This window comes from Clavibacter sp. CT19 (genome assembly GCF_027858075.1).
GTDB lineage: Bacteria > Actinomycetota > Actinomycetes > Actinomycetales > Microbacteriaceae > Clavibacter > Clavibacter tessellarius_A.
In genome coordinates this window covers 156,356-174,162 of sequence record NZ_JAQHYR010000008.1, presented here as the reverse complement: position 1 = coordinate 174,162, position 17,807 = coordinate 156,356, and the positions used below count along the sequence as shown (strand labels likewise).

Below are 17,807 nucleotides of genomic sequence, written 5' to 3'. Positions count from 1 at the left end.
GGAGGAGAAGTGCTCCGCGGCGGGTTTGGGTCGAGGAGCAGTCGGGTACGGGCCGACCATGCGCTCGCCCGGGAACCACCTCGAGGCCGTCCTGTTCGACCGGGACGGGACCCTCGTCGTCGATGTGCCGTACAACGGGGATCCGGCCCTCGTCACCCTGATGCCCGGCGCCCGCGAGGCGATCGACGCCGTGCGCGCCGCGGGCCTCCGCGTCGGCATGGTGACCAACCAGTCCGGGATCGCGCGGGGCCTCATCACCCGCGCGCAGGCCGACGCCGTGAACGCGCGCGTGCAGGAGCTGCTCGGCGCGTTCGACCTCGTGCTGCTGTGCCCGCACGGATCCGACGACGGCTGCGACTGCCGGAAGCCGCAGCCCGGCATGGTGCTCGAGGCCTGCCGGACGTGGGGCGTGGATCCGTCGACCGTCGCGGTCGTGGGCGACATCGCCGCCGACATGGGCGCCGCCCGGAACGCCGGCGCGCGCGGCGTGCTCGTGCCGACGCCCGTCACGCGCGAGGAGGAGGTGGCCGAGGCGGAGCTCGTGGCGCCGACGATCCTCGACGCGGTGCACCTGCTGATCCACGACCCCGCGCCCCGCCGGGTGCTCGTCGTGCGGCTCGACTCCGTGGGCGACGTGCTGATCTCGGGGCCCGCGGTGCGCGCGGTCGCCGCCGACCCGCGCGTCGAGGTCCACCTGCTCTGCGGTCCGCGCGGCGCGTCCGCCGGCCGGCTGCTGCCCGGCGTGCACGCGGTGCACGTGTGGGACTCCCCGTGGATCTCCTCCCCCGCGCCCGCCGCCGACGCCGCCGCGGTCGACGCGCTGCACGCGATCCTCGCGGAGGTCGACGCGGACGAGGCCGTCATCCTCACGTCCTTCCACCAGTCGCCGCTGCCGCTCGCGCTGCTGCTGCGCCTGGCGGGCGTCGAGCGGATCACGGGCGCGAGCGTCGACTACGCCGGCTCCCTCCTCGACGTGCGCCTGAAGCCCGGCGAGGACCTCGACGAGGACCAGCCCGAGCCCGAGCGCGCCCTCGCGATCGCCGCCGCGGGCGGGCACGCGCTGCCGGCCGACGACGACGGCCGTCTCGCCGTGCTCGACGCCGCGCTGCCGGATGACGTGGCCGCGCTCCTCCCCGCCGGCCCGTTCGCGCTCGTGCACCCGGGCGCCGCGGTCGGCGCGCGCTCGTACCCGGCCGCCCAGCACCGGGATGCGGTCGCGCTCCTCGCCGCGCGCGGGATCCCCGTGGTCGTCACCGGCGGCCCCGATGAGCGGGACCTCACGGCGCACGTCGCCGGATCCGCCGCCCTCGACCTCGGCGGCCGCACGGACCTCGCGGGCCTCGGCGCGCTGATGCGCCGTGCGGCCGTGCTCGTGAGCGGCAACACCGGGCCCGCGCACCTCGCCGCCGCGGTGGGCCTGCCGGTCGTGAGCCTGTTCTCGCCCGTCGTGCCGCCGATCCGCTGGGCGCCGTACCGCGTGCCCGTGATCCTGCTCGGCGACCAGGACGCGCCCTGCAAGCTCAGCCGCGCGCGCGACTGCCCCGTGCCCGGCCATCCGTGCCTCGCCGGCGTCTCGCCCGCGGAGGTCGCCGACGCGGTCGAGCGCCTGCTCGCGACCACCGGGCCCGGATCCGAGCACGCGGCCGACCGCGCTGACTCCCGCGCGGATGATCGCACCGCAGCCGACCGCGACCCCGCGCACGCCGCGGCCCGCGCCGACGCGGAGGTGCCCGCATGAGGATCCTGATGTGGCACGTCCACGGTGGCTGGACCGACTCGTTCGTGCGCGGATCCCACGAGATCCTGTTCCCGACCACGCCCGCGCGCGACGGCTGGGGCCTCGGCCGCGGCGGACGCGACTGGCCCGCGAGCGCGCGCGAGGTGGATCCGTCGTCCCTGCACGAGACGCACGTCGACCTGGTGCTCCTCCAGCGCGTCGCCGAGGTCGAGGAGGCGGAGCGCCTGCTCGGCCGCCGCCTCGGATCCGACGTGCCGGCCGTCTTCCTCGAGCACAACACCCCGCGCGGCGCCCCGACCGAGACCGTGCACGCGCTCGCCGACCGCGACGACATCCCGGTGATCCACGTCACGCGCTTCAACGCGCTCATGTGGGACACCGGATCCGCGCCCACGACCGTCGTCGAGCACGGCGTGCCCGACCCCGGCGCGCTCTACACGGGCGAGGTCGCGTCCTTCGGCGCGGTGATCAACGAGCCCGTGCGCCGCGGACGCATCACCGGCACCGACCTGCTGCCCGCGTTCGCGGCGGTCGCGCCCGTCGAGGTGTTCGGGATGGGCACGGATCTGCTGCCCGGCGCGTTCCCCGACCTCGGCGAGCGCCTCGTCCCCCGCGGCGACCTCCCCACGGCCCGCATGCACCCCGAGCTCGCGCGGCTGCGCGCCTACGTGCACCCGCACCGCTGGACCTCGCTCGGCCTGTCGCTGCTGGAGGCGATGCACTTGGGCGTGCCCGTGCTCGTGCTCGACGCGACCGAGGCGTCGCGCGCGGTGCCGCCCGACGCGGGCGCGATCTCGTCCGACCCGGCCGACCTCGTGCGCGTGGCCCGGCTGCTCGCCGCGGATCCCGACGAGGCCGCCCGCCGCGGCCGCGTCGCCCGCGAGGCCGCGCTCGCCCGCTACTCGCTCGGCCGCTTCCTCCGCGACATGGACGCCGTGCTGCACGACGCGGTGGATGCCGCCGCCGCGCGCCGGTCCCGCCGCGCGCCCGCCGCATCCGGCTCCCCGACTCCCCCGCACCACCCGCACCACCCGCTCGACGAGAGGACGACACGATGAGGATCGCGATGATCTCGGAGCACGCCAGCCCGCTGGCCACCCTCGGCGGGGTCGACGCCGGCGGCCAGAACGTGCACGTCGCGGCGCTGTCCGCGGCGCTCGCGGACGAGGGCCACACCGTCACCGTCTACACGCGCCGTGACGACGAGGCGCTGCCCGCCCGCGTCGCGTTCGCGCCCGGCGTGGAGGTCGTGCACCTCGACGCCGGACCCGCGCGCGCCGTCCCCAAGGACGACCTCCTCCCCCACATGGGCGAGCTCGCCGACGGGCTGCTGGCCGACTGGCGCACCAACCGGCCCGACGTGGTGCACAGCCACTTCTGGATGTCCGGGGTCGCCGCCCTCGACGCGGCCGCGCGCCTCGCGGCCTCCCCGGTGGGCGCCGCCGCGGCCCCGCCCGTGCTGCACACCTTCCACGCGCTCGGATCCGTGAAGCGCCGCCACCTCGGCGCCGACGACACGAGCCCCGCCGAGCGCACGCACCTGGAGCCGGGCGTCGGCCGCCGCGCCGACGCCGTGATCGCGACCTGCTCCGACGAGGCCGCGGAGCTCGTGCGCGCGGGCGTCGACGCGGCCCGCATCACCGTCATCCCGTGCGGCGTCGACATCGGGCACTTCACGCCGCGGTCGTACGCCGCCGCAGCCGCCGACGCCCCGATGCGCGTCATGGTCGTCGGCCGCCTGGTGCCGCGCAAGGGCGTCGACCTCGCGATCACGGCCCTCGGGATCCTCGCCGACCGCGGCCACCGGGACGTCGAGCTCGTGATCGTCGGCGGATCCGGCGACGCCGCGAGCGCCACCGAGGACGCCGAGGCCCGTCGCCTGATGGAAGCCGCCCGCGCCGCCGGGGTCGCCGACCGCGTGCGCCTGCACGGCCGCGTCTCCCAGGCCGACATGCCCGCCGTGATGCGCACCGCCGACGTGGTCGTGTGCGCGCCCTGGTACGAGCCGTTCGGCATCGTGCCGCTCGAGGCGATGGCCTCCGGCGTGCCCGTCGTCGCGTCGTCCGTGGGCGGGCTCACCGACAGCGTCGTGGACGGCGTGACCGGGATCCTCGTGCCGCCGCGCGACCCCGCCGCCATCGCCGACGCGCTCGGGGAGCTGCTCGCCGATCCCGCCCGCCGCCGCGCCCTCGGCCGCGCCGGCCGCGACCGCATGGAGCACGGCTACTCCTGGGCGACGGTCGCCGCACGCACCGCGGACGCGTACCGCGCCGTGATCCAGGACGCCGCCGTCGACGAGCTCCCCGCCGACCCGACCGTGGTCGACGCCCACCTCGACGCGCTCGCCCCGGTGCTCCAGGCGCTCCGCTCCCACGCGCCGCGCCTCACCGCGTGGGGCAGCGAGATGGCCGACCGCCTCAGCCACGGCGCGCGCCTCATCGCGGCCGGCAACGGCGGATCCGCGGCCGAGGCCCAGCACCTCACGAGCGAGCTGGTGGGCCGCTTCGACGGCGACCGCCGCCCGTTCTCCGCGATCGCGCTGCACTCCGAGTCGTCGGCCGTCACCGCGATCGGCAACGACTACGGCTTCGACGAGGTGTTCGCCCGGCAGGTGCACGCGCACGCGAGATCCGGCGACATCGTCGTGCTCCTCTCCACGAGCGGCCGCAGCGTCAACCTGCTGAAGGCGGCGGCCGCCGCGCGCGCCGCCGGCGCCACCACCTGGGCGATGACCGGGCCGGGCCCGAACCCGCTCGTGGAGGCGTGCGACGAGTCCCTCGCGCTCGACGGCCCCTCGGCCAACGTGCAGGAGGCGCAGCTGGTGGCCGTGCACGCGATCTGCCGCGCGTTCGAGAGCCGCCTGCAGGCGAACGACCGGGCGGCCGCGCGCGCGTCGGCGACCGCGGATGCGGCGCCCGCGTCGCCGGGATCCGCCGCGCCCGCGTCCGCCCCCGCCGCCGTCCCCGCCGCCGTCCCCGTGTCGGTCACGCCCGCATCCACCACGGCCGCTCCCGCGGAGGTGCCGGCATGAGGATCGTCGTGGTCGGCGACGTGCTCCTCGACGTCGACATGACCGGCGCGGCGCACCGGCTCAGCCCCGACGCGCCCGTCCCCGTCATCGAGGTCGAGGAGTCGCTGCCGCGTGCCGGCGGCGCGGGCCTCGTCGCCACGATGCTCGCGCGCGACGGCCACGACGTGCGCCTCGTCACCGTGCTCTCCGACGACCACCGCGCGGAGACGCTGCGCGCGTGCCTCGATCGGATCGAGGTGGTCGCCGGCCCGTCGGGCGCGCCCACGCCCGTGAAGACCCGCGTCCGCGCCGACGGCCACGCCATCGCCCGCATCGACGAGGGCTGCGCGCCGCCACCCACGCCGGAGGCGACCGACGAGATGCTCGACGCGATCGCCACGGCCGATGCCATCGTGGTCGCCGACTACGGCCGCGGCGTCACGCGCGACCCGCGCCTCCGCGCCGCCCTCGACGCGCGCGCCGCCGTGGTGCCGCTCGTGTGGGATCCGCACCCCGCGGGCGAGCCGCCCGTCCCGAACACCGCGCTCGCCACCCCGAACCTGGCCGAGGCGCGCGCGTTCTCCGGGCTAGCCGGGCGCGACGTGTCGGCGGCCGCCGACGCCGCCCGGATCCTCCGCGAGATGTGGGGCGTCGGCACGGTCGCCGTCACCATGAGCGAGCGCGGCGCCCTGCTCGTGTCGGCGCCCGCGTCGGGCTCCGCTCCCGCGTCGGGTGCGGCGGGCGCATCCATGCCCGTCGTCGTGCCCGCCCCGCTCGTCGCGACCGGCGACCCGTGCGGCGCCGGGGACCGCCTGGCCGCCACCGCCCTCGCGGCCCTGGCCGCCGGATCCGCGGTGGAGGACGCCGTGCGCGACGCCGTCGCCTCGGCCGCCGAGTACGTCGACGCGGGCGGCGTCGCCACCCTCGTGGGCCCGCCCGCGGCGCGCCCCATCGGCGGCCACGCGGCGAGCGCCCTCCAGGTCGTGCGCGCGACCCGTGCCGTCGGCGGCACCGTCGTCGCGACCGGCGGATGCTTCGACCTCGTGCACGCCGGCCACGCCCGCACCCTCGCCGCGGCCCGCGCGCTCGGCGACTGCCTGGTCGTGCTCCTCAACTCGGACGACTCGGTGCGCCGCCTCAAGGGACCCGAGCGCCCGATCATGACCGAGGAGGACCGCGTGGATCTGCTGATGTCGCTCGGCGTGGTGGATGCGGTCGTGCTCTTCTCCGAGGACACCCCCGAGGAGGCGTTGCGCTCGATCAAACCCGACCTCTGGGTCAAGGGCGGCGACTACCGCGCTGAGGACCTCCCCGAGTCGGCGGTCATCGCCGAGTGGGGCGGCCAGGCCGTGACCGTCCCGTACCACCCCGGCCGCTCCACCACGAAGCTCGCGGGCGCGCTCGCCCGCGTCGGCTGAGCCCTGATGCGCTGAGCCCCTGATCCGCACGACTCCCCCGCACCCCCGCGCCGAACGGGCGCGATCCGCACCACGGAAGGAACACCCATGACCGACTCCCCCCGCCCCAGCACCGGCCGCGTCCTCATCACCGGAGGCGCGTCCGGGCTCGGCGCCGCGGTCGCGCAGGCGGTGCTCGCGGCCGGCGGCGAGCCCATCGTGCTCGACCTCGACACGTCGAGCGTCACCGGCATGGAGGCGCACCGCATCGACGTCTCCGACACCCGCGCCACCGAGGCGCTCGTCACCGAGATCGCCCAGGCGCACGGCGGGCTGGATGCCGTGGTCACCGCCGCGGGCATCGACCGCTGCGGCCGCCTCGTCGATGTCGCCCCCACCGAGTGGGAGAAGGTCATCGGCGTGAACCTCATGGGCACGGTCGCCGTCGTCCGCGCGGCGCTGCCGTTCCTCACCGAGTCGCACGGCCGCGTCGTCACCGTCGCGTCGTCGCTCGCCATCAAGGCCGTCTCGGATGCGACCGCCTACTGCGCCTCCAAGTTCGGCGTGCTCGGCTTCACGCGGGCCCTCGCCGCCGAGACGAAGGGCGAGGTCGGCGTGACCACGCTGATCCCCTCCGGCATGAAGACCCACTTCTTCGACGACCGCGACCCGAAGTACAAGCCCGGCTCCGACGCGAACCTCAACGACCCGGCCGCCGTCGCCGACTCGGTGATGTTCATCCTCGGCCAGCCCCGCGGCTGCGAGATCCGCGAGCTCGTCATCACCCACGAGCTCGAGGACAGCTGGCCGTGAGTCGCGGCTGATCCGCGCACCCGCGCACGGTACGAGGCCGGCTCCGCATCGTGCCGGGCCGGACTCGTCTTTTGCAGACATAGCGCAGAAATGACGCATAGGCGACATGCGAAACACCATGCGATAGGAGAATCATTTGTCCCGCAGCAAGCATGCCGCGACAGTGCCGAAACTTAGGCGCCTTGGCCGATACTTTCGGTTTGTGTTTCCTAAACATCCTGGCATTTACCCCTCGTATGACGCCGTTCTTCAAAATGAGCAACGGCGACAAGGGTTATCTACGTCCTACACCATAGCCCTTACGCTCGCTCCGGCAATTGCGTTCTTACTCTTAGTGATAAATTTATTGGTGCGAGCCCGCGGTAACACCAACTTGGTGCTAGCAATTGCCAGCAACTTACCAATTTCGACCATCGCGGTAATTCTTTTTCTTGGGTTCATAAATTTTATAGTCATTGCCCTAGGTAACGCGAGCGCCACCCTTTATGGATCCCGCCAAAGCTCTCGTCGGGTTCGCAACGGTGCGTGGAACGTTTTGATAATCATGGCGCTGGTGAGCCTCTTTACCCTGCCCTGGCTTATAGCAACAATAGCCCTTGTTTCTTTTTATGCGTATTATCGACTCGAGTCAAGGCGAACGCCGGTGGGACTGCCGACGACAGCCTGGCTTAAAGATGGAGCCGTGCCCGACGATGTTGAGCTTCGCGCCTTGTGGAGCGAAGGACGCTCCGTAATGCGGGAAAACGGTGAGCCCATTGACGCTTCCCTCGCGCCAGTTGCGCGGCCCAAGGCGACTCCCTCGAGGCAACTCAGCGAAATTCACGAAGACATTTCAGAAAGAACCAAGGCAATCGAAGACTCTAGCCCACGCGGAGATTTTCACCGTGTTGCGCAAGTTTTATTTGCAAGCACTGTTATCTACGCAGCTCAGTTATATGCCACCCCGGTGAATTTTGCGCCACTCGAAAGGATCGCATCCTCAACAGTGTCGATTGACGTCGGGTATGTCATCGAGTCGAGCAACTCATATCTAATCGTTGACAGCACGCTCACCCGTGGGGTGCACGTCGGCGTCGACACTAGAATGACTCGCTCGATATGCACCACTAGCCAATTTGGTGAATCCGTTGTTCAACTTCTCGATAGGCGAACGGAAGAGGAGGGCGTTGATTGCCCTCCCCCTGAAGAGAATGCTGACTACCGGCGCGGCTCTCTTCGATAGTCGGAGTCTCAAAAATGGCATGAGCCAAACGAGAAAAAGTATCCACTTTGCCAGCTTCGTCGATTCAGTAAATAGCGCCAGAAAGTCACCTAACGTCCCGCAGGGATGGACTCGTTCACCTCCGCAACGACACGGCCGCCGTCGCTAATATCGCAATGCTTGTCCTTGGCCAGTCTCGCTGTCAGGAAATCTGCGGCTAATCCGCGCCCTGCGCGCATGAGACGAGCCCGGCCCCGCATCGCGCGGGGCCGGGCTCGTCTCGTCCGTCGGGCATCCGTCAGTGCGTCGTCGCGATCCCCGTCATGATCTGCGCCGCCACGTTGATCCCCACGATCAGCGCGATGCCGGTCGCCGGCGCCCACCATGCGTTCACGCGGCGCGTGCGGCAGACGACCGTCGCGACGAGGGAGAGGACGAGGACGCCGATCGTGCCCGCGACCCAGAGCCGCGAGGCCAGCAGGCCGAGGGCGAAGTCGCAGCCGGGTGTGCCGCAGCGGTCCGGCAGCCAGCTCGCGACCACCATCGCGATGAGCCCGACGAACGCGAACACCCCCTCGGTCACGAGCAGGATCATCGCGAGCCGCGCGTCGTACGGCGGCCGGATCGGCTCCGGCCCGGCGAGGCTCGGGCGCTGCGCGGTCTGCTGCTGGCTCATGGTGTCCTCCGTCGGAGTCGGGCCCGCGCATCGGCGGGTGTGCGCGACGGTAGCGGTCCGGCGTCCGCCGCGGAAGGGTCTTGCGGCGCGGGCGATCCGCGAGTCGCGTCCGCTCAGCCCGGCCGCACCAGCGTCACCCCGCGCTCGGCCGAGAACCGCGCGAAGTCCGCCACCCCGAGCCGCGCGTCCGCCGCCGTGGATCCCACGCCCGACGGGTTGTGGAACGTCGCTGTCTCCCCGTCGAACGCGTGCACCAGCACGAGGTGCCCGCCGCGCCGGGTCGCCGGCCGCTCCGGGTACCGGATCTCCGACGACACCGACGCGAGCACCACCCGCCCCTCGCCCACCTCGGCGAGCAGCTCGGGCACGTCGATCCGCGGGTGCACGAGCGCCTCGATCCCGAAGTCGTCGCGCACCCACTCCGCGAACGGCCGGTAGTACAGCCCGCCGACGTCGTCGCCGTCACGCGTGAGGGCGGCGCGGGCGACGGCGCGCGTGATCAGCTCGTGCATGCCGAGCGCGCCGGCCGCGGGGATCCACGCCTTGAGCACCGACCGCAGCCCCGCCAGCCCACACACGTGCCCGGACCAGAAGAGGTACTCGGCCTCCGACGGATAGCCCTCGGTGCGCCAGTCGAAGAACCCGGCCGGGCTCTCGCCGCGCTCGATGAGGGGCGCGTTGCAGGCGAGGTCGCCCCACTGCGACTCGTACGGGTACGTGGTCATGCGGGCTCCTCGGGTCGGATGCGTCCCACGCTCCCACGGCGGCGGGCTCGGCTCACGTCGCCGCGAGATCCATGAGGCCTCCGGTGCCGTACGTCACGGCGACCAGGGCGACGCACCCGGCGAGCGGCACCCACCACGCCGACCGCCGCCGCACGCTCCGGAGGACGACGGCGACCACCGACAGGATCACGACGACAGCCACCGCGGCGCGCGCCACCGTCATCACCACGTCCCCGAGCGCGTAGTCGCAGGTGAGGGACGGGTCCGCGCATCGGTCGAAGAACATGCCGCTGAGGAGGACCTGCAGGTACGCCCCGCACGCGACGATCCCCTCGACGCCCAAGAGGATCACCACCGCGACCCGGTCGCCCCACCCCGGCGCCTTCCGCACGCGCGGCTCCCGCCGTCCGGCCCACGGCACGCGCGACCTGCGGACACCGGCGCGCGGCGCCTCATCGAAGGCGTGCTCGTACTCGTCGTAGCTCATCGCGTCTCCGTCGTCCGGGGGTTTCCGGCACCCTAGCCACGCCGATACGTTCGACGGGTGATCTCCACCCCACGCCGCGGCCCGCGCCCGACCCTCTCCGACGAGGGCCCGCAGCGGCAGCTCACCGACCGCGCGACACCGGAGCTCTGGGGCCGTCTCGTCGCGCGCGCGTTCGCGCTGCCCGGGGTGCGCGAGAGCCACAGCCAGGTGTCCCCCGCCACGTCGCGCGGCCTCTTCCTCGAGGACCTCGCCGAGCCGATCGTCCCCTGGGCGTCGCTCGCGCCGGAGGGCCGCCTCGAGCCCGTGCACCTGCACGGCGTCGACGACACGTCCCTGCACCTCTGCCTCCCGGTCCCCCGCGGCACCGAGCTGACCGCGCTCGGCTGGGCGACGCCGCACCAGTACGAGGACTACGGCACCGAGTTCCTCGTCTACGGCCCGCGCGACGCGGCGGAGGTCGACGTGGTGGTCAGCCTGATCGAGGAGTCCATCGCCTTCGCGCGCGACCCCGGCGACGAGCAGCCGGCGCACCTCCCCGTCGCCGAGGGCTGAGCGCGTCGCCGCTCGGCAGATCACGGGCGCACGGGCGGACGGATGCGCGGACGCGAGCGGACCCGACCATCACCTGACCGTCCGGCCGTGAGCGGACATCGGGCGGTCCAGCCCGAGGAGCGTCGGATAGCTTCCAGGGAGCGGACATCCGCAGAAAATTGGACACAATGCAGCACCACCACCGCCCCATCCGCCTCGCGACCACCCTCCTCCTGGGTGCCGCCCTCACCGCCGGGATCCTCACCGCAGCATCCCCCGCCAACGCCGCCAGCAGCGGCGCCGCGAGCACCGCGCCGACCGCCGTCAGCGCCGCCCCCACCGTCTCCGACGCCCGGCTCCGCTTCGGCGTCGCGACCCCCGGCGGTCCCACCGCCGGCGGCGAGCTCGACCAGGTCGCCGCGCAGGTCGGCGAGGACCCGAGCATCGTGCTCTCCTATGCCGACTTCACGCAGGCGCCGCCCATCGCCGCCCTCGACCAGGTCCGCGCCCGTGGCGCCGAGAGCCTCCTCACGTGGGAGCCGTGGAAGGCCGGAGCGGGCGTAGACCAGCCCGGCTTCTCGAACGCGAGCATCCTCGCGGGCGATCACGACGCCTACCTCCGCGAGTGGGGCACCCAGCTGGCCGCCTGGGGCGGCCCCGTCTCCCTCCGCTACGCGCACGAGATGAACGGCGACTGGTACCCGTGGGCCGAGGGGGTCAACGGCAACGCGCCGGGCTCCTACGCCGCCGCGTGGAAGCACGTGCACGACGTCGTCGTCGCCCAGGGCGCCACCAACGTGCGCTGGGTGTGGACCCCGAACGTGCCGTACACCGGATCCACCCCGCTCGCCGGCCTCTACCCGGGCGCCGCGTACGTCGACGTCGTCGGGCTCGACGGGTACAACTGGGGCACCGGCGTCGCCGGCCGCGCCTGGGTCTCGCCGTCCGACCTCTTCGGCTTCGGCCTCGAGCGGCTGCGCGCCGTCGCGGCGGGCAAGCCCATCATCATCGCCGAGACCGCGTCGTCCGAGGTGGGCGGATCCAAGGCCGCGTGGGACACCGACCTCGTCGCGTTCCTGCAGGCCCAGCCCGACGTGGTCGCCTTCGTCTGGTTCGACATGGACAAGGAGGCGGACTGGCGCATCGGCAGCTCCGCGGCCTCCGCCACGGCCATCCGCGACGCGCTCGCCGCCCGCCGCGTCTGATAGCCGCTCAGCCCCCGCCAGCGGATCCCGTCGCCAGACGGACATCCGCTGGACGGAGGGCGCCGAAGTACATACGATCGCATACATCCATCGGGGGAAGGACCCTATGCCATGCCCACTCGTCGCCGCCTCAAATGCGCTGTCGTCACCGCCGTCGCACCGGCGGTCGTGACGGCGACCGTGCTCGTCGCACCGGCCGTCGCCTCCCGCGCCGCCGCGGCGCAGCCCGTCCCCACGGCCCCCGCCGCGGTCGTCCTCTCCGTCGCCTCCGGCCCCGTCGGCACGGCCGTGACCGTCACGGGCAGGGGCTTCACGGCGAAGAAGGCCGCGGTCGTCGCCGCCGGGTCCGCCGCGAAGAGCATCACGACCACCGCCACGGGCACGTTCACGACCGCGATCTCCATCCCCCGCACCGCGCTCTCGACCATCAAGATCACCGCGACCTCCGGCACGCGCTCCGCCGCGACGACGTTCACGGTGGCCCCGGCGAAGTCGAGCGGATCCGCCCGCCTCGCCACCCCGGCGCCCGCGCCGACGACGACCCCGGCGCCCGCCGCGACGCCGACCGTCCCGGCCGCCGCGACGCCCGCCCCCGCCACCTCGTCGGCCCCCGCCATCAGCTCCGCCCGCCTGCGCCTCGGCCTCTCGACCCCCGGCGGCCCCACCGCGAACGGCGAGCTCGACGCCGCCTCCGTCGAGCTCGGCGAGAGCCCGTCCATCGTGATGAGCCACGTCGACTTCACGCACCCGGCCCCGATCCAGGGCCTCCAGAGCGTCGCCGCGCGCGGCGCCGACAGCCTCCTCACGTGGGAGCCGTGGCAGGGCGGCGCGGGCACCACCCAGTCCGCGTACACGAATGCGCGCATCGTCGCCGGCGACCACGACGCCTACATCCGCTCGTGGGGCGCCGACCTCGCGAAGTACGGCAAGACCGTCTACCTCCGCTACGGCCACGAGATGAACGGCAACTGGTACCCGTGGTCGGACGGCGTCAACGGCAACGCGCCCGGCTCCTACGTCGCGGCGTGGAAGCACGTGCACGACCTCATCGCCGCGCAGGGTGCCACCAACGTGAAGTGGGTGTGGAGCCCGAACGTGCCGTACCCGGGATCCACCGACCTCGCCTCGCTCTACCCCGGCAGCGACCAGGTCGACGTCGTCGCGCTCGACGGCTACAACTGGGGCTCCGCGCCCGGCCAGCGGTGGACGGATCCGGCCACGCTGTTCGGCCCCGGCATCGACCGCCTCCGCGCGGTCGCGCCCGGCAAGCCGCTCGTCATCGGCGAGGTGGCGTCGAGCGAGGTCGGCGGATCCAAGTCCGCCTGGAACCGCGACCTCGTCGCGTACCTGCAGGCACAGCCCGACGTGCTCGGCTTCGTGTGGTTCGACTTCCAGAAGGAGGCGGACTGGCGCATCGACAGCACCGCGGCCTCCGCCACCGCCCTCCGCGACGCGCTCGCGTTGCGGCGCGGCTGACCCGCTGTCCGCCTCCCGTGCACGGCGAGCGCATGCCCGGTGTCCAGCGCGCGTGCAGTCGGTGCACGGCCGGAGCCCGATCCGGACGACCTACCATCTGACGAGCGCACCCTTCCGGCGGAGCGCCCGATGAGGAGGCGCACGTGACCCGGGCGCATCGTCGACGCGAGACTGCGCTCGCCCTCGCCGCCGTGCTCGTCGGGCTCCTCATCCTCCCGGCCCCGCCCGGAGGCGGTGTCGACGCGGGGTTCGCGCAGCTCGACCGGTACGCCGCCCTCTCCGACGCGCAGGCGCAGCGCATGATCGCCGCGCACCCGTCCCTCGAGCTGCAGGTGCGCGACGCCGCTCCCGCACACGTCGTCAGCTGGTGGGCCGCGAAGGACCGGAAGCGCCAGCGCACCCTGATCCGGCACTCGTCCGGTCTCATCGGCAACCTCGACGGCGTGGACTACGCCTCCCGCGACGCCGCCAACCGCCGCCAGCTGGCGGCGCGTCTCGCGACCGAGGAGGCGGCGGTCGCGGCGCACCCCGGCGACGCGGCCGCGCGCGACCGGCTCACCGCCCTCACCGCGATCCACGAGGCGCTCCGGTCGAAGGGCGGGCCGCGGCGCACCCTCGTGTCGTTCACGCACCGGGATCCGCCGCTCGCCGCCATCGCCGTGGGTGATCTCGACACCGCGCGCCAGGTCACCTTCACCGTCCCCGGCATGGGCACCTACACCGACGACATGCAGCTCTGGACCGAGACCGCGCAGAACGTGTACGACGCGCAGGCGGCCGTGGGCGCGCCGGCCGCACACGCCGTGGTCGCGTGGATCGGCTACCGGACGCCGGCCCCCGGCATCGACGCGACGCTCGGCGACAGCGCGGAGCGCGGCGCCCCGCTGCTGGCGAGCGAGATCCAAGGCCTACGGGCGGCGCGCGCGCACGGCGACCTCGCCACCGTGAGCGTCATCGCGCACTCGTACGGTTCCACGATGGCCGCCGACGCGCTCGCCGCCCGCGACCTCGGCGTCTACTCGTTCGTCATGCTCGGCTCGGCCGGCGTCGAGGATGGCATCGCCGGCGTGCGTGACCTGCACGCCCGGCACGTCTACGCGGGCGAGGCGGCCGACGACGCGGAGGCGGTGTGGGGCCGGCTGTCGCGGCAGGATCCGCGTGCGCCCGGCTTCGGCGCCACCGTGATCCAGGTCGACGGCGATCCGTCGCGCGGCCTCCTCCCGGTGACCGGCCACGCCCCGGTGCTGCACTCGCGCTGGAACGACGACCCGCGGTCGGCGGCGTGGACGACCATCCAGGATCCGACCCTGCGCAAGCAGGAGTACGCCGCCCACGAGCGCAGCTTCGGCTACCTCGACGCGGGCACCGAGTCGCTGCGCAACGCGGCGATCGCGACGACGATGCGGCCGACGGAGGCGCTCGCGACCGATCCTCGATGACGGCGAGGTCACCGAAGCAACACTCAACTCCGAGTTGATCGTTCGCCGAGAGGGCGACCGAGATGTTTCGTCTCAGCCGGCGCGGACTGAGACGTCGTCCGCCGCCACGAGCGCGTCGAGCTCCGCCGTGATCCGCGCCCGCAGCGTTGCGTGCGCGTCGCCCAGCGCCGTCGCCGGATCCGCCCACCGCTCCTCCGCGTGCAGCCACACCGGACGCCGCGTGAGCGCCGGCGGCTCCCACGCGTACCGCGGCCAGACGTGGGCGTGCACGAAGGCGTCCGCGTTGCCCAGCACCTCGAGGTTCACGCGACGGAAGGCCGGATCCGCCGCCCGGCACGCGCGCTCGACCGCGGTCGCGAGCAGGTCGGCGTCCGCCAGGAAGCGCACGCGCTCGAGCCGGGGCAGCTCGGCGAGCGCGGTCGCCTGCGCGTCCTTCGCGAGGAGCACGCAGTACCCGGGGAGGAACTGCACGTCGCCGATGACGGCGTACCCCGCTCCCAGCTCGCGCAGCACGGTCGGGTTCTCGCCGCGCACGGCCGAGCCGATGCGGTCCTCTCGCCAGTCCATCCCCCGATGCTCGCCGACCCGGCGGATCCGCGCGCGCCCCGTCACCAGGCGCGGCCGCCGCGGGCCTCAGACCGCGACGCGATCCCCGAGCGACGCCCGCCGCAGCTGCTCCACGTCGGCGTGCACGTCGTCCACCTGCACGTCGACCACGTACGACGGGTCGTGGGCGCAGCGCTCCGCCGTCCAGCCGACCTGCGTGACGTCGACGCCGCAGACGGGGCAGCGCGTGGTCCAGCCCATGTGGATCCGGTGCCGGGTGCGGCCGAACGCCCCCGCGTTGATGACGTTGCCGAACCAGAACACGCCGACCGTGCGCGCGCCCACGGCCTGCGCGAGGTGGCGCGGGCCGCTGTCGTTGCCGAGCACGACGTCGGCGTGGGTGAAGAGGCCGGCCAGCTCGCCCAGCGTGAGCGAGTCGGCGAGCGAGGCGATGCGCGCGGCCTGCTCGGCCGGCAGGCCGTCCCGGCCGAGCGCCACGATGCGGTCGGCGTCGGGCGCATCCGTCGCGTCGCCGACCACGACCACCTGCGCGTCGTCGGCGGCGGCCCGGCGCGCGATCTCCGCGAACCGTTCCACGGGCCAGCGGCGGCGCACGTCCGTGGCGCCCGGGTGGATCACGACGAGCCCGCCGGGCGCGCCCGTCAGGTGCCGCGTGGCGGCGTCGCGCTCGGCATCGGTCACCTCGACGACCGGCTCGAGGTCGGCGATCCGCGCGCCCGCGAGCCCCGCGACCTCGAGCCCGCGCAGCACCTCGTGCTGGTAGTAGACGTACGGGATCACGCGCTCGAGCCGCTCGGCGTCGTCGGTCGCGGTGCCCACGGTGTGCCGCGCGCCGAGCCGCAGCAGGAACGGGTTCGAGTTCCGGCCGCCGCCGTGCACCTGCACGGCGAGGTCGAAGCGGCGCTCGCGCATCCGGCCGGCGAACGCCTCGACCTCCGCGGGGTCCGGATCCGTGCCCGGCACGTCCCGCACCCCGTGCGCCACCGGCAGCACCTCGATCTCCTCGGGCGCGCCCGGCCGGCCCGCCAGCAGCGCGCGGTGCAGCGGCGTGCCGAGCAGCGTGATCCGCGCGCCCGGGTACGCGGCCCGCAGCGCCGCGATGGCCGGCAGCGCGAAGATCAGGTCGCCGAGCCCGCCGCCGCGCAGCACGGCGATGGAGCGGACGCGAGGGAAGGTCTCGTGGAGCGGGGCGACGACGGGCACGGGCGGGCCTCCTGGTCGGGCGGGCGGGTCCCCCTCCCCGTTCCCCGCGGCGGGCCGGTCGAAACGCTGGGGCGGGATGCGCTGTGCGGAGGCCGCCCGACACCGTCGAGCCCGCCGTTACGGTGACGCATCAGACGGCCGTCTGACAGCGTGGCCGCGTCGCCAGACGGGGCGCCGCGCATCCTCCCGCGTCGCGGCCCGCGGGCCACGGCGCCTCTCCGAGAGGCATCCATGCGCATCCGTCCCCTGCCCGCCGCGCTCGCCGGCACGCTCCTCCTCGTCGCCCTCACGGGCACCGGCCCGACCGCTCCGGCGGACGCCGCCGCTCCCGCCGCCGCCGCGACGACCACCAACGCCGCCCTCACCTCGGGCTCGTCCGCGACCGGCGCCGGCGCGACCGCCCGCGTCGCCAGCGTCGATGCGCTGCGCACCGCGATCGCGAAGCACGTGCACCACATCGTCATCACCACGTCGCTCTACGGCGGCCCCTCTCCCGTCTTCGTCGACGTGCTCGACGCGGCATCGAGCGGCACGCTCATCGAGGGCGCCACCCCGACCGTGGAGCTCGTGAACATCCAGCTGCGGATCTACGACCACACCTACGCGGGCGCCCTCCACGACGTGACCGTGCGCGACCTCACCCTGCACGGCCGCCTCTCCGACCTCGTCGCGCTCTCCGGCGCCGCGACGAGGCCGCACGGCGCGGGCGTCAACTACGAGGCCATCAGCGTGCGCGGCGCCGCGCACGTGACCATCGACCGCATCGTCGCGTACGACACCACCGACGACCTCATGTCGGTGACCCGCGGGGCCGACGACGTCACCATCTCGAACAGCACGTTCTCCTACTCGCGCGCGTACGCGGACATCGATCCGAGCATCCGCTGGGACTGGGGCTTCGGCCTCCAGCCGCTCGCCTCCGAGCGCCTCGGGATCCTCGTCGGCGCGAACGCGCAGGACAGCTACGCCACCACCGGGCACCTCCACGTGAACCTGGTGGGCGACCACATCGGACCGCTCATGCGGGGGCGGCCGCTGCTCCGCGGCGACGTCGACGTGAAGGGGGTGGTCTTCGACAACACGCAGGCCGGATCCGGCCAGTACGCCGCCCTCGAGGTCGGCAGCGGCGGCCGCGTCATCGTGGAGGGCTGCCGGTTCGACCACTCGAACAACCCCATCGCGATCCACCTCGACTCACCCGGGGACACCTACGCGCTGTTCGAGGGCGGCAACACCTTCATCCAGACGACGGGCACGGTCGCACCGGGCAAGCCGCTGCCGCCGCGCGCATCCCGCGCGACGTCGGCACGAGGGGTCGTGCGCACCTGACGCGGAGCGC

At 73.8% G+C, this 17,807-nt stretch carries 16 protein-coding genes; 11 read left to right on the top strand and 5 right to left on the bottom strand.

Annotated features, from left to right (window positions below; genetic code table 11):
• Positions 1 to 58 precede the first annotated feature (58 nt).
• From PED38_RS11480 to PED38_RS11450, 6 genes are all read left to right on the top strand, one after another.
• The gene (locus PED38_RS11480; protein WP_270981352.1) at positions 59 to 1,738 is read left to right on the top strand and encodes an HAD-IIIA family hydrolase; all 1,680 of its coding nucleotides are present in this window, start codon (positions 59 to 61) and stop codon (positions 1,736 to 1,738) included.
• Positions 1,735 to 2,796, top strand: coding sequence for a glycosyltransferase (locus PED38_RS11475; RefSeq protein WP_270981351.1), 1,062 nt, complete (start codon positions 1,735 to 1,737; stop codon positions 2,794 to 2,796). The genes PED38_RS11480 and PED38_RS11475 overlap by 4 nt, the downstream gene beginning before the upstream one ends.
• On the top strand, positions 2,793 to 4,769 hold the full coding sequence (locus tag PED38_RS15885) for a glycosyltransferase (protein ID WP_333720445.1): 1,977 nt from the start codon (positions 2,793 to 2,795) through the stop codon (positions 4,767 to 4,769). Before PED38_RS11475 ends, PED38_RS15885 begins: the two co-directional genes overlap by 4 nt.
• The gene (locus PED38_RS11460; protein WP_270981350.1) at positions 4,766 to 6,166 is read left to right on the top strand and encodes a PfkB family carbohydrate kinase; all 1,401 of its coding nucleotides are present in this window, start codon (positions 4,766 to 4,768) and stop codon (positions 6,164 to 6,166) included. Before PED38_RS15885 ends, PED38_RS11460 begins: the two co-directional genes overlap by 4 nt.
• An 87-nt stretch (positions 6,167 to 6,253) precedes the next feature.
• Positions 6,254 to 6,958, top strand: a complete 705-nt coding sequence (locus tag PED38_RS11455) for an SDR family oxidoreductase (protein WP_043584090.1) — start codon at positions 6,254 to 6,256, stop codon at positions 6,956 to 6,958.
• 544 nt (positions 6,959 to 7,502) lie between these two features.
• Positions 7,503 to 8,180, top strand: a complete 678-nt coding sequence (locus tag PED38_RS11450; RefSeq protein ID WP_270981349.1) for a hypothetical protein — start codon at positions 7,503 to 7,505, stop codon at positions 8,178 to 8,180.
• A gap of 277 nt (positions 8,181 to 8,457) precedes the next feature.
• Here PED38_RS11450 and PED38_RS11445 read toward each other — a convergent pair whose 3' ends face one another.
• From PED38_RS11445 to PED38_RS11435, 3 genes are all read right to left on the bottom strand, one after another.
• Positions 8,458 to 8,835 carry a hypothetical protein gene (locus PED38_RS11445; RefSeq protein WP_270981347.1) on the bottom strand — a complete coding sequence of 126 codons (378 nt, stop codon included), beginning with the start codon at positions 8,833 to 8,835 and terminating at the stop codon, positions 8,458 to 8,460.
• 113 nt (positions 8,836 to 8,948) lie between these two features.
• Positions 8,949 to 9,560, bottom strand: a complete 612-nt coding sequence (locus PED38_RS11440) for a hypothetical protein (protein ID WP_270981345.1) — start codon at positions 9,558 to 9,560, stop codon at positions 8,949 to 8,951.
• 52 nt (positions 9,561 to 9,612) lie between these two features.
• On the bottom strand, positions 9,613 to 10,047 hold the full coding sequence (locus PED38_RS11435; protein WP_270981344.1) for a DUF6264 family protein: 435 nt from the start codon (positions 10,045 to 10,047) through the stop codon (positions 9,613 to 9,615).
• A 57-nt stretch (positions 10,048 to 10,104) separates the two neighbouring features.
• Between PED38_RS11435 and PED38_RS11430 the strand changes: the two genes are divergently transcribed.
• From PED38_RS11430 to PED38_RS11415, 4 genes are all read left to right on the top strand, one after another.
• Entirely contained in the window at positions 10,105 to 10,599 is a 495-nt protein-coding gene (locus PED38_RS11430) for a luciferase domain-containing protein (protein ID WP_270981342.1), read from the top strand.
• Between the two features lie 167 nt (positions 10,600 to 10,766).
• Entirely contained in the window at positions 10,767 to 11,783 is a 1,017-nt protein-coding gene (locus tag PED38_RS11425; protein ID WP_270981341.1) for a glycoside hydrolase family 26 protein, read from the top strand.
• Positions 11,784 to 11,894: 111 nt separating this feature from the next.
• Complete coding sequence (locus PED38_RS11420; protein WP_270981340.1) at positions 11,895 to 13,259, top strand: glycoside hydrolase family 26 protein; 1,365 nt, start codon at positions 11,895 to 11,897, stop codon at positions 13,257 to 13,259.
• Positions 13,260 to 13,402: 143 nt separating this feature from the next.
• Positions 13,403 to 14,698: an alpha/beta hydrolase gene (locus PED38_RS11415; RefSeq protein ID WP_270981338.1), complete on the top strand. Its 1,296-nt coding sequence runs from the start codon at positions 13,403 to 13,405 to the stop codon at positions 14,696 to 14,698.
• A 72-nt stretch (positions 14,699 to 14,770) separates the two neighbouring features.
• Here PED38_RS11415 and PED38_RS11410 read toward each other — a convergent pair whose 3' ends face one another.
• Positions 14,771 to 15,265 (bottom strand): HIT family protein, encoded by a 495-nt coding sequence (locus PED38_RS11410; RefSeq protein WP_063071597.1) that lies wholly within the window; start codon positions 15,263 to 15,265, stop codon positions 14,771 to 14,773.
• 66 nt (positions 15,266 to 15,331) lie between these two features.
• The gene (locus tag PED38_RS11405; protein ID WP_270981337.1) at positions 15,332 to 16,468 is read right to left on the bottom strand and encodes a glycosyltransferase family 9 protein; all 1,137 of its coding nucleotides are present in this window, start codon (positions 16,466 to 16,468) and stop codon (positions 15,332 to 15,334) included.
• Between the two features lie 231 nt (positions 16,469 to 16,699).
• On the opposite strand from PED38_RS11405, the gene PED38_RS11400 reads away from it, so the two are divergent.
• A complete protein-coding gene (locus PED38_RS11400) occupies positions 16,700 to 17,797 on the top strand; it encodes a hypothetical protein (RefSeq protein ID WP_270981336.1) in 1,098 nt (365 codons plus the stop codon).
• Positions 17,798 to 17,807 lie beyond the last annotated feature (10 nt).